The following is a 13,568-nucleotide window of genomic DNA, read 5'->3' as shown; positions in this document are numbered from 1 at the left end:
CGCATCGACGACCACTGCACCTTCCCCCACTATCCCCGCCTGATCTTCGTCGCCCGCCGTTAACCCCCACCCCACGCCCCGCGCACCCCCTCCGCGTCGGCAGCCCCTTCGCCGCCGTTCTTTGGCTTCACCTTCACCGCGTATGGTTCCTCGCCCTCCGGTTGACCATGAGGTTAGGGCCACGACACGCCGCCGAAGACGGACTTAAGTTCATGATCAACCGGAAGGGGAGGGTGGGGTTAGAGGGGGATGTTGCCGTGGGTGCCGCGCATTGAGGGGGGTGCGAGGAGGGCCTCGGCTATGCGGCGGCGGGTCTCGTCGGGCTTGATGATGTCGTCCACGACCCCGATTTCGAGGGCACGTTCGACACCGCCGGCGACCCGTTGCTGTTCTTCGATGAGTTGGGCCCGTAGCGCTTCGCGGGTTTCGGGGGGTTCGGCGGCGAGGCGGCGGCGGTGCAGGATGCCGACGGCGGCCGATGCGCCCATCACGGCGACCTCGGCAGTGGGCCAGGCGAAAACCGCCGTCGCACCGAGAGAACGTGAGTTCATGGCGATGTATGCACCGCCGTAGGCCTTGCGCGTCACCAAGGTTACGCGAGGCACGACCGCTTCGGCGAACGCGTGCAAGAGTTTCGCGCCGCGTCGGACTACGCCATCGCGCTCCTGGCCGAGGCCGGGTAGATAGCCGGGGACGTCGACGAGCACGATCAGCGGGACGCCGAGAGAGTCGCACATGCGCACGAACCGTGCCGCCTTTTCGCCGCTGGACGCGTCGAGGCACCCGCCGAGGCGCATCGGGTTGTTGGCGATGACGCCGACCGTGCGGCCGGCGAACCGGCCCAGCGTGGTCACGATGTTGGGGGCCCACTTCCCGTGCAACTCGACACCCGGTTCGTCGAGAAGTGCTTTGATGAGCGGCTTGACGTCGTACGCCTGATTCGCACGCTCAGGTAGCAGCCCACCGAAGTCCGGGTCCATCCCGAGCAGATCGGGCCGCACCCGCCCCTGGAGGCCCAGCAGCGACGCCAACTTGCGCGCGGTCGCGACCGCCGAAGCGTCGTCCTTCGCCACCACGTGCGCCACACCCGACTGCTTGCCGTGGATATCAGGCCCACCGAGCTGGTCCATGTCGACCTGCTCACCGGTGACACTCTTGACGACCTCCGGCCCGGTCACGAAGATGCGCCCGCCACCACTCATGATGACGACGTCGGTCAGCGCGGGCCCGTACGCCGCCCCACCGGCCGCAGGCCCCAACACCACCGAAATCTGCGCCACCCGCCCCGACGCGCGCACGATCGCCGCGAACACGCTCCCCACACCGTCCAAGGCGGACACTCCCTCGGGCAGCCGTGCCCCGCCCGAATGCCACAGCCCGATGACGGGAAGCCGGTCGTTCACCGCGATGTCGATCGCCTCGACGATGCGGCGGCAGCCCTCCACACCCATCGCACCGCCCTTGATGGACGAGTCGGTACAGAACGCGATCGCGGGAGTCCCCTCGACCACCCCGCGCCCGGCGAGCACACCGGAGTCGTCCACCGACCCCAGCAGACGCATCGTCCCCGGGTCGAACAGGTCGCGCAGCCGCACCAGTGTGCTGGAGTATTCGACGACTGTGGTCATAGCGCTGCCTCCGCTATCCGTATGGGCCACGTGTGGTGCACCAGCTCGCCCGGCACGTCGGCCGGGCTGGCCACGGCGGCGTAGCGCCCTTCGCCCGCGTCCACGGTGCGCACCCGCCACTGCCGGGCACCCGTGCGCCCCGGGCAGTGCACGACGACCTCGCCTCCCCGCTCCGGGTATGTGTCCACATTGGTCAGACCGCTGAAGCACGCGGCACCGGCCGCCTTGTAGACCGCCTCCTTGCGCGTCCAGCAACGGAAGAACAGCTCACTGTGCTCCGCCTTGTCGTGCTGGGCGAGCGTGCGCCGTTCCGTGCCCGACAACGCGAGCTCCTGCAGCGCCTCGATGTCCACCGGTCGTTCCTGCTCGATGTCGGCGCCCAACGGGTACCCACTGATGGCAAATATCCAATGTGGACCCGAGTGGGAAAGGCTGAACCAAAGCGGATGACCGGGCGAGTCCATACGCAACGAAACCGGCGGCGCGCACAGGTACCGGCCGAGGATCCGCCGCACCGCCGCGTGAGCCCCGGCATAGTAGGCGCCCGCGACCGGCGGGAGCCGCCGCCACCGGGCATGCTCCTCTTTGGACAGCAGGGCCCAATCGGCGTAGGCCGTGTGCCGGGTCGCCGTGCCCTGCCACACGTGAACCTGGGTCAACATGCGCCAAGGGTGGGCGCGCTGCCTTGATATGCGGTTGAGAGCGCTTCAAGCCCACTTCCAGACCCGATGGCCAGCCTTTCGTGGGACAGAATAAGAAAGGGGCCTTTGGCGATGAGCACCAACCAACTGACCATCGAGGACCTCAAGAAGATCATGCGCGAGTGCGCCGGCGAGGACGACTCGATCAGCCTTGAGGGCGACATCCTGGACACCCCGTTCATGGACCTGGGCTACGACTCGCTGGCCCTGCTGGAGACGGCGGCCCTGATCAAGCGGCAATACGGAGTCACGGTGTCCGACGAGGATCTGCACGGTATCGACACCCCGCGCGCCTTCCTGGAGAAGGTCAACTCCGTTCTGGTATAGGAGGTTTTCCCGTGAGCAAGGTCGCTTTCGTCACCGGATCGACCAGCGGCATCGGCCTGGCATGCGCCGAGACCCTTGGCCGGCAGGGCTTCGCGGTCTTCGGCGTGGCGCGCAGCGCCGAGAACGTCGCGTCCGTGACCAAGCAGCTGCGCGAGGAGGGCATCACCGCCGACGGCTGTGCCTGCGATGTCTCGACCACCGAGTCGGTGCAGGAGGCGGTCGGCAAGGCGCTGGAAACCTTCGGCCGCATCGACGTTCTGGTGAACAACGCGGGCACCAGCGGCGGCGGTGAGATCCACAAGCTCGAGGAGTCGTTGTGGCTCAACGTCATCAACACCAACCTCAACAGCGTCTTCCGGGTGACCCATGAGGTGGTCAAGCGCGGCGGGATGCTGGAGCGGGGCTGGGGCCGTGTCATCAGCATCGCGTCGACGGGCGGCAAGCAGGGCGTGATTTACGCGTCGCCGTACTCGGCGTCCAAGCACGGCGTCGTCGGCTTCACCAAGGCGGTGGGGCTGGAGCTCGCCAAGACCGGCGTCACGGTCAACGCGGTGTGCCCCGGCTATGTGGAGACACCCATGGCGACAAGGGTGCGCCAGGGTTACGCCATGCACTGGGGCGTCACCGAGGAGATCGTGCTGGACCGGTTCGAGGCGAAGATCCCGCTGGGGCGCTATTCGACGCCCGAGGAGGTGGCCGGTCTGGTCGCCTATCTGACCACGGACACGGCCGCGTCCATCACCGCACAGGCGATCAACGTCTGCGGCGGTCTCGGCAATTATTAGGAGTCCACAGTGGGTAACACCGTCACTCCAAATAGGACACATGTCACGACCCACATCATCACGGTGAACGCGCCGGCGCAGACCATCTACGGGCTGATCTCCGACGTGACGAAGTGGCCGTATATCTTCTCCCCCACCGTGCACGTGCAGACCACCCAGCTGGACGCCAACAACGAGCGCCTGCGGCTGTGGGCGTTCGCCAACGGGCAGGTGCGCACGTGGGTGTCGCGCCGCACGCTCGACCCGGAGAACCTGCGCATCCGGTTCCACCAGGTGATCACCTCACCTCCGGTGGAGTCGATGGGCGGCGAGTGGGTGCTCGAACCGCTGGCCGACGGGACCACCCGGGTCGTGCTGCTGCACGACTTCACGATCATCAACGACGACCCGGACGACCGCTCGTTTGTCACCCGGGCCGTGGACAGCAACAGCAACGCCGAGCTGGCCGCGCTCAAGCGGGCGGCCGAGCTCGGCGAGTACTTCAACGTGCTGGTGCTCACGTTCAGCGACACCGTCTCGATCAACGGGGCGCTGGGCGACGTCTACGACTTCCTCTACCGGGCCGATCTGTGGCCCGAGCGGCTGCCGCACGTCGCGCGGCTCGACCTCACCGAGGACGTCACCAACATCCAGTCGATGGTCATGGACACCAAGAGCGTGGATGGATCGATACACACCACCAAATCGGTCCGGGTCTGCTCGCCCAACAAGGCGATCATCTACAAGCAGACCGAGACGCCCGAGATCATGGCCGCGCACACCGGCCGGTGGGACGTGCGCGAGGTGGACGGGGCCGTGGAACTGACCTCGACCCACACCGTGGTGATCCGGCCCGAGGTGGTGTCCAAGGTGCTCGGTCCGGACGGGACCGTGCAGCAGGCGCGCGAGAAGATCCAGCACGCGCTGAGCACCAACAGCATGACCACCATGCGACACGCCAAAGCCTATGCGGAAGCTGAGGTTTAAGGCATGTCCACGCTCGCGCCCATACAGCCCGACGCCGCGACCTTCCGGGCCGCGATGGCGTGCTTCCCCACCGGCGTCGCGCTGCTGACCCAGGGCTGCGGCCCGGACACCAGCGTGATGACGCTCAACTCGTTCACGTCGGTGTCGCTGCAACCGCTGCTGATCCTGGTCAGCGTGCGCAGCGGCGGCAAGCTGCGCGACCTGGTGTGGCGCCGGCGCAGCTTCGGGGTCAACATCCTCGCCGCCGACCAGCGGGACCTCTCGGTCGAGTTCGCCCGGTCCGACCGGCCGACGGGCGAGGCCGCGATGGCCCGGCTGGGCGCCGTGGAGGGGATCACCGGTAACGCGGTGATCCCCTCGGCCGTCGCGTCCATCGAGTGCAAGCTGCACGCCGAGTACCCGGGCGGCGACCACACCCTGCTGCTGGGCCGGGTGGTCGCGATACACAGCGAAGATCCCGACCGGGCGCCGCTGCTCTATCACCGCAGCCGGTACGCCAGTCTCGTCTAGGAGTCAGCCCATGGCACACATCACCTACAAGCAAGCGGATGGGACGGCCACCACCGTGGACGTCCCCGTGGGTTGCAGCGTCATGCGCGGCGCGGTGGACAACGGCGTCGACGGGATCCTCGCCGAATGCGGCGGCGGCGCCATCTGCGCGACGTGCCACGTCTACATCGACGAGGCATCGACCGCGAAGCTGCCGCCCATCGACGATCTCGAAGACGAACTGCTGCAGGTCACCGCCAGCCCGAGGTTGCCGGGCAGCCGTCTGGCCTGCCAGCTTCCGGCGATGGAGGGTCTTGTCATTCTGGTACCGGAGAAGCAGCTCTGATGGCCGGCGGGCGGATAGTGGTCGTTGGCGGCGGGCAGGCCGGCTTCCAGGCGTGCTCGTCGTTGCGCGACAACGGTTTTGACGGGGACCTCTCGCTGGTGTGCGAGGAACGCACGCTGCCCTACGAGCGGCCTCCGCTGTCCAAGGACTACCTGCGCGGTGACATCGATCTGGCACTGCGGCCCGAATCGTTCTACGACGGCAAGGGCATCGACCTGATCGCCGGCCGCGTGGCGGGCATCGACCCGCGGGCGCGCACCGCCACCCTCGATAGTGGACGGTCGCTGCCCTATGACCGGCTCATCCTCGCCACCGGGGCTCGGGCGCGCACGCTGCCCGTGCCCGGTGCGCGGCTGAGCAACGTATTCACCCTGCGCACGGTCGGCGACGCCGAATCGCTGCGCAAACGGCTGGAGGCGGGCACACGGGTGGTCGTGGTCGGCGGCGGGTTCATCGGGCTTGAGGTGGCCTCGCTGGCCCAGGAGCTCGGCTGCGACACGACCGTCGTGGAGGTGTTGCCGCACGCGATGGCCCGCGTGGTCACCCCGCAGACCTCGGACACGCTGGTCGAGGTGCACCGGTCGCGGGGCACGCGGGTCTTGCTGGGCCGGCGGGTGGCCGCGTTCGACGGCGACCACGCGGGCCGGGTGCGGCAGGTGGCGCTCGACAACGGCACGCGGCTGGAGGCCGACGTGGTCGTGCTCGGCGTGGGCGTCGTGCCCAACGTGGAGCTCGCCTACAAGGCCAACCTGCCCACGTCGGACGGCTTCCTGGTCGACCAGACGCTGCGCACGAGCGATCCGGCGATCTACGCGATCGGTGACTGCGCCCGGTTCCCCAGCAGGCACGCCAGCTCGCTGATCCGGCTCGAATCGGTGCAGAACGCGGTCGATCAGGCGCATCACGTGGCCCGGTGCATCACGGGGCAGCCCGAGCCGTACACGGCCGTGCCCTGGTTCTGGAGCGACCAGTGCGGGCTCAAGCTGCAGATCTCGGGCATCTCACTGGGCCACGACCAGACGGTGCTCAAGGGCGATCCGGCCGAGGGCAGGTTCTCGGTTTTCTGCTTCCGCTCCGGCGAGCTGGTCGCGGTCGAGTCGGTCAACCGGCCGGCCGACCACATCATCTCGCGCCGCCTGCTCGCCGGCACCACCGAGCTCACCCCGGACGACGTGGCGCACCCCGATTTCGACCTCAAGAAAGCACCGCGATAAGTGAGCCCTCAAGAAAGGACCACGATAAATGAGCCAGAGTCCCCCTGACGTCCGCAAGTCGGTGCGGGTCAACGTCCCCATAGAGCGGGCGTGGGCGATCTTCACGGAGCGGCCCATCGAGTGGTGGCCCGACTCGCACGTGCTGGTCAAGTCACCGCGAGAGCAGATCACCTTCGAGCCGTTCGTCGGCGGGCGCTACTTCGAACGCGCCGTCGACGGCAGCGAGTGCCAGTGGGGCGTGATGCTGGAGTGGAATCCGCCCAAGCGGCTCGCGATGACCTGGCGCATCAACGGGCGCTGGCAGATGATCGACAACGACGAGGCGGCGAGCGAGATCGAGGTCAACTTCACCGAGATTTCGCCGGACGTCACGGAGGTCGAGCTGGCGCACGTCAAGCTGTGGAAGCACGGCCCCGACGGCGAGGCCATCCACCGCGCGCTGGACGGGCCGAGCCCGGGTGAGACACTCGCCAAGTACGCCAAGGCGGTCGAGCGGCACCTGAAGCTGGGCATGTCCAATGTGGAGCTGGATTACGAGGTGCGGGCGTTCTACGCGCGGCAGATGCGACTGCTGGACAATCTGCAGATCGTGGAATACGCAAACACCTTCACCGAGGACGGCTGGATCGAGCACGCCCACCGCGGGGAGAAGGCGGTCGGTCGGGAAACCATGATCGCCGGAATGCGTGCGGCGCTTCCCCGGTACCAAGGAATAGTGGTTAGGCACTGGTTCGACCACCTCACCTTCAACCGCGGCGAAAATGGCGACATCAACGTCACTTATTACACGCTTGTTACGCGAACCGACGCGGCCGGCAATGTCACGTTCGAACCGACGTTCACTGTGGACGATGCGCTCGTGTGGGTGGACGGCGAGCTGCAAACCAAATCCCGGTACATCGTCAAGGACACTCCCGCCCAGTAGAAACGGACGCCGGCCCCGGGCCGGCGTCCGATTTCGAACATGGCCTTCACATCGTCGTTGAAATGCGAAAGGATCCAAACGGGACTCGGGGAGAGCGGCCGGGGAGGAATTGACATTTGGCGATCAAGGTGATGCTCGCCGAAGACATGCACATGGTTCGCGGCGCGCTGGTGGCACTGCTCAACCTGGAGGAAGACCTCGACGTCGTGGCCGATGTCGCCTCCGGCGATGACATCCTGCCCACCGCGCTCAAGCACTCCCCCGACGTCGCAGTCATCGACATCGATCTTCCAGGCACCGACGGGCTCACCGCGGCGAGCAAGCTGCACGAGGCGCTGCCGACGTGCCGCACGCTGATCCTGACCAGCCTCGGCCGGCCGGGCACGCTGCGCCGCGCGCTGTCCACCCGGGTCGGCGGGTTCCTGCTCAAGGACGCGCCCTCGCGCGAGCTGGCCGACGCCATCCGGCGCGTGGCCGCGGGGCAGCGCGTCATCGACAGCCAGCTGGCCCTGGCCGCGTGGGACACCGCAGAGTGTCCACTCACGACACGCGAGCTGGATGTGTTGCGCCTGGCCGCAAGCGGCGCCGAGGCCCCTGAGATCGCCTCAAGACTTTTCCTTTCCACTGGGACGGTGCGGAACTACCTGTCGACGATCGCGAGCAAGCTTCACGCCCGCAACCGGGTCGACGCCATTCGCATCGCCAACGACGCCGGTTGGCTCTAATCCTCGCAGCGGTTCGGGGTTACGCGCGTCATCCACATTGGACCGCCTTACGTTCGTCATGGTGTCCGTGGGCGGGCTGGAGGTCGCAGGCCCGCCGGGCGGTCTGGGAATGTGGTCGTGGATGCGAACGGTCGGGCTCCGGCATGTCGGGCGACCGCAACGCCGGACCTGTCGGCGGCGGGTCGCGCCAAATCCGTGGGGCGCAACGGCCGAGGCCATCTCCAGGCGTGATCCGGTTGGGTTCCAGACATTACTGAGATCCTCCATCCGTGCCCGCCAGGAGGTAGGAGGGAGCCGTTGTAATGGCCAAGATCACTTATGTCCACCTGAGCGGTGCCGTCACGGTTATCGACGTCCCACCCAACAACTCGGTCATGCGTGGAGCCGTGCTCAACGGCGTCGACGGGATCGTCGGGGAGTGCGGTGGCGGCGCGATGTGCGGCACCTGCCACGTGTACGTGGACGAGAGCTGCGGTGTGGCCTTGCCGCCCATGCGAGACGTGGAAGACGAGCTGCTGTACGGCACGGCGAGTCCACGGCGCGCGAACAGCCGGCTCAGTTGCCAGCTGAAGGCCGATGAACTGGAGGGCCTGGTGGTCCACCTGCCTGAGAAGCAGGTCTGATTCTATTTAGGAGGATTCGATGTCGATGGGCGCCATCGTCGCGCAGGCAGACGTGGATGAGGAGACCTTCCCGTACGAGCGGGCATGTCCCTACCAGCCGCCGCTGAAGTACGAGCAGTTCAAGCACGAGCCGATCAAGCAGGTCACCCTGCGCGACAGTGGCCTGCGGGTGTGGGTGGTCACCGGATACGAGAACATCCGCCTGCTGCTGACCGATCCGCGGATCAGCGCCTCGCGCAAGCACGCCAACTTCCCGTTCTATTTCAACGCGCCGCCGGAGTTTCGCACCGAGACGTCGTTCATCGGCTACGACCAGCCGGAGCACGGGAAGACGCGGGGCAAGGCGGCCGTCACGTTCACCAACCGGCGCGTGAAAATGCTGCGGGAACAGATCGAGCAGATCACCGACGAGGCCATCGACAACATGCTGCAGATGACGCCGCCGGTCGACATGCATTACGTGCTCTCCCTGCGGATACCGATGACGGTCATCTGCATCCTTCTGGGCATCCCGCACGACAAGCACGAGTTCTTCCAGGAGAACGGCACGGTGCTGCTGGGCGGGACGGCCACGATGGAGCAGCGCCAGGCCGCGCTCGTCGACGTGAACGAGTACCTGTACGAGCTGGTCGCGCTCAAGGAACGCGAGCCGGGCGACGACCTGCTGAGCCGGGCCATCGCCGAGTACCGAGCCGCCGGCGAGCCCTACGAGCATCGCGACCTGGTCAACCTGTGCCGGCTGCTGATGAACGGCGGGCACGAGACCACCGCCAGCATGATCTCGCTAGGCACGGCGGTCCTGCTGGAGCACCCCGATCAGCTGGAGGCGCTCAAGGCGGACGACTCGCTGGTCATCCCGGCCGTCGAGGAGCTCATCCGGTTCTGCACGATCGGCGACATCGCCGTGCCGCGCGTGGCGCTGGAGGACATCGAGATCGGCGGGGTGACCATCCCCAAGGGCGACGGGATCCTGTGCCTCGTGCTCACGGGCAACCGTGACGAGACCGTCTACGAGAACCCGCACGAGCTCATCCTGAGCCGCGGCAAGCGCGGCCACCTGGGCTTCGGCCACGGGCTGCACTACTGCATCGGCGCCGACCTGGCCCGGCTGGAGCTGCAGATCGTGTGGAGCAAGCTGTTCAAGCGGATCCCCACCCTGCGCCTGGCCAAGCCGTTCAGCGAGATCCCCTCCAAGGAGCGGGCGGTCATCTACGGCCTGTGGGGCCTGCCGATCACCTGGTGAGGCACACACCAACGAAAGGTGGCCGGGGCGAAAGCCCCGGCCACCTTTTCGGCTGTGGTCAGTGGATCAGCAGCTCGCTCTGCCGAAGGAACATGGACTCGTCGAGCGCCGGATCGGAGGCCAGAATCGCCCGCTGCAGGTGCTGCAGCCGGGCCGACGGCTCCACACCGAGCTCGTCCACCAGGGTCTGGCGCAGGTGCTTGAACACCTCCAGCGCGCGCCACTGCCGGCCCGAGCGGTACAGGGCCACCATGTATTGCGCGCAGAGGTTCTCGTGGATGGGATATTTGGCGGCGAGCACGGCGAGCTCGCTCAGCAGGGTGTTGTGCCGGCCCAGCCGCAGGTCGGCGTCGATGCGTGATTCGAGCACGGCCAACCGGCTCTCCTCCAGCCGGGTGACCTCGATGCCGAGCCTCATTCCGATTTGGACGTCGACGAGCGCCTGCCCGCGCCACATTTCCAGGGCAGTGCGCAACAGCTTCGAAGCCGTCTCGTTGTCGTTGTCCTCCAATGCCTGGGCCCCGCCCGCGACCACCCGCTCGTAGCGGCAGGCGTCCACATCGTCCGGTGCCACGTCGAGCATGTAGCCCCCGTAGCGGGTCACCAGCAGGTCCTTTGCCCCGCCCTGCTCGGTTGCCGCGAGCGCGGTCTCGATTCTGCGACGCAGTTGCATGATGTAGGTCTGCAGCGTGGTCAGCGCGCTGCGGGGCGGGTTCATCCCCCACAGCTCCTCGATCAGAGCGGGGACCGTCACGATCCGCCCGACGTGCAACGCGAGCAAGGCAAGGATCTGTCTGGGCTTGGCCGCGCTCGGGGCAATAGACCTTCCGTTTACTTGCGCCTCCAGCGGCCCAAGGACCTTTATGTCCATATCAGACCTCCTTACCATGGGTCGGCGCTGGCTAGAGTGCTGCTGCGTACAGCTTGGCGAGCAGCGCGCGGCATGGGCAGTGCGTGAGTAATCGATCGGCGATGAAAAGCAGCATGGTAATCATGTGAAAAACACACATGCCTTCGATGAGCAAGGCACTACCGCCTATGTGATCGGCATCAGACACTCCTTCACAACCGATCGGTTCCATGCCAACAATCGATCACAGGAGTCACGTCATGTACGCACCAGCCATCGAGACCATCAAGACCTCGTGGACCGAGCTCGAAATCGGGGCGGGATTACCGGACTTGGCCAAGGAACTCGTGATAGACGAGTTCGACCTGTGGAATCTGTCAGATGCGGGGATGTTCAAAGGGTCCTACCCGGGCGGCTGCCAGTCCTGCATGTCCCCTCCAGGCGATGATGTCTGGGTCCGATGACCGCCGTCAGCCGCGCCGCGGCACCCACGATTGGCTTCAAGAGGCATCTGCGGGCCGAAGTTGTCGCTGGAGATGCGGTCTACCTGTTCTCCGAGCGCAAGGTCATGGCCCTGGAAGGGGCTAGCATCGAGTCCGTCGCACCACTTCTCGACGGGACTCGCGACATGGAGGCACTACTTCGCGACATGGACGACCCAGCCATGTCACCGATTCAAATCTCCCGTTTGATCGGGAGGCTGGCCGAGGCCGGACTCATCGCCATGCGGTACCAGGACCGGTCCGCCGACGACCCGACGTGCGCGTACTGGGAGGCAAGCGGGTTGGACGCGGCGGCCGCGGTCGAGGGTTCCTGCGCACCCGTAAGCCTTCTCACGGTGGAAGCCGCCCTGGACCGGCCGACCGCCATGGAGGCACTGCAAGCGGCCGGGCTCACGCTCACGCACCACGACGGAGCGCTTTCCATCGTGCTGTGCAACGACTATCTCGCACCGGAACTCAAGGAAATCGACGCAGCCCATCGCGCATCGGGGCGTGCGTGGCTGCTTGCCCGTCCGGTGGGCGAGCGGGTTTGGATCGGTCCAGTGTTCGAACCACAGCGGGAAGACTCACCATGCTGGCACTGCCTCGCGCACCGGCTCTGGGCGCATCGGCCAGCGGAGGCGCACGTGCAAACGGTACTGGGTCGGTGCCGACCGGTGCGCCGCCCCATCACCACCCTCCGCGCGCTGGAGGCCGCCGCGCTCAACCTCATCGCGCTGGAGGCGATGAAATGGCTCGCGGGACGCCGGTATGCCGCTCAGCGATGCGTGTGGACGTTCGACAGCGCCGACCTCGACGGCCGGCTGCACGAGGTGCGCCGCAGGCCGCAATGTCCTTCCTGCGGCAACCCGACGCTGATGCGCCTGCAGGCGCGCCGGCCGGTTATCCTGACCGAACGGCTGAAGCGCTCGCAGTCTGGGGGCGGGCACCGCTCACTGACCGCCGATCAGATCATCGAACGCTACAGCCACCTGGTCAGTCCGATCAGCGGGGTGGTCAAGGAGATCCGCCGCGACCCTCGCGGGCCGGACTTCCTCAACGTGTTCCAGTCGGGCCCGCCGCTGGGCACGGCCGCGCGGGGCGTGAAGCACCTGCGCGAGTCGATGCGGTTCCAGAACGGAGGCAAGGGGATCACGCCCGTGCACGCCCAGGCGAGCGCCCTGTGCGAGGCGCTGGAGCGGCACTGCGCCATGTATCAGGGCGACGAGGAGCGCATCGTCGGCAGCATGCGATCGCTGGGCGAACGCGCCATCCACCCCAACGCCTGCCAGCTCTATCACGACCGGCAGATCGCCGACCGCCACCACTGGAACGCCAAGCACTCGTGGCTCCAGTTCGTGACCGGCAAAATCGACGAGGGCATGAGGTTGTCGTGGACCCCGGTGTGGTCCATGACCGCGCAGACGCACAAACTCCTGCCGACCGAGATGCTCTACTTTGGAGCACCGCACACGCCCGGCACGCCGATGATCCGCGCGGATTCCAACGGCAACGCCGCGGGGTCGAGTCTCGAGGATGCCGTGCTGCAGGGGCTGTTCGAGCTCATCGAGCGCGACGCCGTGGCAATCTGGTGGTACAACCGGACCCGGCAGCCGGCCGTCGACCTCGACGCATTCCATGAGCCGTGGTTGGACGACCTGCGCACGGGTTATGCCGAGCTGAAGCGGGAGCTCTGGGTGTTGGACCTGACAGCCGATCTGGGCGTGCCGGTCATGGCCGCGGTGTCGCGACACAGCCAGCGGCCGCGACAGCAGATCACGCTGGGGTTCGGCGCCCACTGTGACCCGAGGGTCGCGCTTCGGCGAGCGCTGACGGAGATGAATCAGGTGATCCCGTGCGTGCTGGACGAGCCGTCGTCCGAAGTGGACAGTGCGGACATCGACGCGGAGCGGTGGTGGAGCTTTGCCACGACGGAGAACCAGCCATACCTGGTGCCGGACGCGTCCACCCGGCCGCGCAAGCCCTCCGATTATCACTACGTCCCGTGCGAAGACCTGCGCGGCGACGTCGAGACGATCCACTCCCGGTTGCGTGATGCCGGGCTGGAACTGTTGGTGCTCGACCAGACTCGACCCGACATCGAACTGCCGGTCGTCAAGGTCATCGTGCCCGGGTTGCGCCATTTCTGGGCACGGTTCGCGCCGGGCAGGCTTTACGACGTCCCCGTCCAACTCGGGAGGCTGAACGCTCCCACGGCATACGAGGATCTGAACCCTTTCCCGATATTCATCTAATCATCACGA

16 protein-coding genes are annotated in these 13,568 nt (G+C 66.8%); 12 read left to right on the top strand and 4 right to left on the bottom strand.

Going from position 1 to position 13,568, the window contains the following annotated elements:
* Positions 1-239: 239 nt before the first annotated feature.
* Complete coding sequence (locus DM816_RS14320; protein ID WP_117210719.1) at positions 240-1,628, bottom strand: acyl-CoA carboxylase subunit beta; 1,389 nt, start codon at positions 1,626-1,628, stop codon at positions 240-242.
* Positions 1,625-2,290, bottom strand: coding sequence for a 4'-phosphopantetheinyl transferase family protein (locus DM816_RS14315; protein ID WP_117210718.1), 666 nt, complete (start codon positions 2,288-2,290; stop codon positions 1,625-1,627). The genes DM816_RS14320 and DM816_RS14315 overlap by 4 nt, the downstream gene beginning before the upstream one ends.
* Positions 2,291-2,401: 111 nt before the next feature.
* Here DM816_RS14315 and DM816_RS14310 point away from each other — a divergent pair, with 111 nt between their 5' ends.
* The 10 genes from DM816_RS14310 to DM816_RS14265 all read left to right on the top strand — a co-directional run bounded on the left by DM816_RS14310 (position 2,402) and on the right by DM816_RS14265 (position 9,972).
* Complete coding sequence (locus DM816_RS14310) at positions 2,402-2,656, top strand: acyl carrier protein (protein ID WP_117210717.1); 255 nt, start codon at positions 2,402-2,404, stop codon at positions 2,654-2,656.
* 11 nt (positions 2,657-2,667) lie between these two features.
* Positions 2,668-3,441, top strand: a complete 774-nt coding sequence (locus DM816_RS14305) for an SDR family NAD(P)-dependent oxidoreductase (protein ID WP_117210716.1) — start codon at positions 2,668-2,670, stop codon at positions 3,439-3,441.
* Positions 3,442-3,450: 9 nt separating this feature from the next.
* Positions 3,451-4,407: an aromatase/cyclase gene (locus tag DM816_RS14300; protein WP_117210715.1), complete on the top strand. Its 957-nt coding sequence runs from the start codon at positions 3,451-3,453 to the stop codon at positions 4,405-4,407.
* 3 nt (positions 4,408-4,410) lie between these two features.
* Entirely contained in the window at positions 4,411-4,917 is a 507-nt protein-coding gene (locus DM816_RS14295; protein ID WP_117210714.1) for a flavin reductase family protein, read from the top strand.
* A gap of 10 nt (positions 4,918-4,927) precedes the next feature.
* Positions 4,928-5,242: a 2Fe-2S iron-sulfur cluster-binding protein gene (locus tag DM816_RS14290; RefSeq protein WP_117210713.1), complete on the top strand. Its 315-nt coding sequence runs from the start codon at positions 4,928-4,930 to the stop codon at positions 5,240-5,242.
* Positions 5,242-6,456 (top strand): NAD(P)/FAD-dependent oxidoreductase, encoded by a 1,215-nt coding sequence (locus DM816_RS14285; RefSeq protein ID WP_117210712.1) that lies wholly within the window; start codon positions 5,242-5,244, stop codon positions 6,454-6,456. Before DM816_RS14290 ends, DM816_RS14285 begins: the two co-directional genes overlap by 1 nt.
* Positions 6,457-6,484: 28 nt before the next feature.
* Complete coding sequence (locus DM816_RS14280; RefSeq protein WP_117210711.1) at positions 6,485-7,381, top strand: nuclear transport factor 2 family protein; 897 nt, start codon at positions 6,485-6,487, stop codon at positions 7,379-7,381.
* Positions 7,382-7,497: 116 nt separating this feature from the next.
* A complete protein-coding gene (locus DM816_RS14275; protein ID WP_170318816.1) occupies positions 7,498-8,106 on the top strand; it encodes a response regulator transcription factor in 609 nt (202 codons plus the stop codon).
* 302 nt (positions 8,107-8,408) lie between these two features.
* Positions 8,409-8,729: a 2Fe-2S iron-sulfur cluster-binding protein gene (locus tag DM816_RS14270; RefSeq protein WP_117210710.1), complete on the top strand. Its 321-nt coding sequence runs from the start codon at positions 8,409-8,411 to the stop codon at positions 8,727-8,729.
* 19 nt (positions 8,730-8,748) lie between these two features.
* Complete coding sequence (locus DM816_RS14265; RefSeq protein WP_117210709.1) at positions 8,749-9,972, top strand: cytochrome P450; 1,224 nt, start codon at positions 8,749-8,751, stop codon at positions 9,970-9,972.
* A gap of 58 nt (positions 9,973-10,030) precedes the next feature.
* On the opposite strand, the gene DM816_RS14260 is transcribed toward DM816_RS14265, so the two are convergent.
* Together DM816_RS14260 and DM816_RS42550 are read right to left on the bottom strand one after the other, a co-directional pair.
* The gene (locus DM816_RS14260) at positions 10,031-10,843 is read right to left on the bottom strand and encodes an AfsR/SARP family transcriptional regulator (RefSeq protein WP_117210708.1); all 813 of its coding nucleotides are present in this window, start codon (positions 10,841-10,843) and stop codon (positions 10,031-10,033) included.
* A gap of 31 nt (positions 10,844-10,874) precedes the next feature.
* Entirely contained in the window at positions 10,875-11,054 is a 180-nt protein-coding gene (locus DM816_RS42550) for a hypothetical protein (protein WP_162907463.1), read from the bottom strand.
* A 28-nt stretch (positions 11,055-11,082) separates the two neighbouring features.
* On the opposite strand from DM816_RS42550, the gene DM816_RS14255 reads away from it, so the two are divergent.
* Together DM816_RS14255 and DM816_RS14250 are read left to right on the top strand one after the other, a co-directional pair.
* The gene (locus tag DM816_RS14255) at positions 11,083-11,286 is read left to right on the top strand and encodes a hypothetical protein (RefSeq protein ID WP_117210707.1); all 204 of its coding nucleotides are present in this window, start codon (positions 11,083-11,085) and stop codon (positions 11,284-11,286) included.
* Positions 11,283-13,559 (top strand): TOMM precursor leader peptide-binding protein, encoded by a 2,277-nt coding sequence (locus DM816_RS14250; RefSeq protein WP_117210706.1) that lies wholly within the window; start codon positions 11,283-11,285, stop codon positions 13,557-13,559. The genes DM816_RS14255 and DM816_RS14250 overlap by 4 nt, the downstream gene beginning before the upstream one ends.
* The last annotated feature ends 9 nt before the right edge of the window (positions 13,560-13,568 follow it).

The sequence above is a fragment of the Allorhizocola rhizosphaerae genome (genome assembly GCF_003426775.1).
Taxonomy (GTDB): domain Bacteria; phylum Actinomycetota; class Actinomycetes; order Mycobacteriales; family Micromonosporaceae; genus Allorhizocola; species Allorhizocola rhizosphaerae.
Note: the sequence above shows the minus strand (reverse complement) of the source record. Positions and strands in the feature narration are given on the sequence as shown.

Coding starts and splice junctions, on each gene's coding strand:
- DM816_RS14320 (WP_117210719.1), bottom strand. CDS start 1,628: ATGACCACAGTCGTCGAATACTCCAGCACACTGGTGCGGCTGCGCGAC.
- DM816_RS14315 (WP_117210718.1), bottom strand. CDS start 2,290: ATGTTGACCCAGGTTCACGTGTGGCAGGGCACGGCGACCCGGCACACG.
- DM816_RS14310 (WP_117210717.1), top strand. CDS start 2,402: ATGAGCACCAACCAACTGACCATCGAGGACCTCAAGAAGATCATGCGC.
- DM816_RS14295 (WP_117210714.1), top strand. CDS start 4,411: ATGTCCACGCTCGCGCCCATACAGCCCGACGCCGCGACCTTCCGGGCC.
- DM816_RS14290 (WP_117210713.1), top strand. CDS start 4,928: ATGGCACACATCACCTACAAGCAAGCGGATGGGACGGCCACCACCGTG.
- DM816_RS14285 (WP_117210712.1), top strand. CDS start 5,242: ATGGCCGGCGGGCGGATAGTGGTCGTTGGCGGCGGGCAGGCCGGCTTC.
- DM816_RS14280 (WP_117210711.1), top strand. CDS start 6,485: ATGAGCCAGAGTCCCCCTGACGTCCGCAAGTCGGTGCGGGTCAACGTC.
- DM816_RS14270 (WP_117210710.1), top strand. CDS start 8,409: ATGGCCAAGATCACTTATGTCCACCTGAGCGGTGCCGTCACGGTTATC.
- DM816_RS14265 (WP_117210709.1), top strand. CDS start 8,749: ATGTCGATGGGCGCCATCGTCGCGCAGGCAGACGTGGATGAGGAGACC.
- DM816_RS14260 (WP_117210708.1), bottom strand. CDS start 10,843: ATGGACATAAAGGTCCTTGGGCCGCTGGAGGCGCAAGTAAACGGAAGG.
- DM816_RS42550 (WP_162907463.1), bottom strand. CDS start 11,054: ATGGAACCGATCGGTTGTGAAGGAGTGTCTGATGCCGATCACATAGGC.
- DM816_RS14255 (WP_117210707.1), top strand. CDS start 11,083: ATGTACGCACCAGCCATCGAGACCATCAAGACCTCGTGGACCGAGCTC.
- DM816_RS14250 (WP_117210706.1), top strand. CDS start 11,283: ATGACCGCCGTCAGCCGCGCCGCGGCACCCACGATTGGCTTCAAGAGG.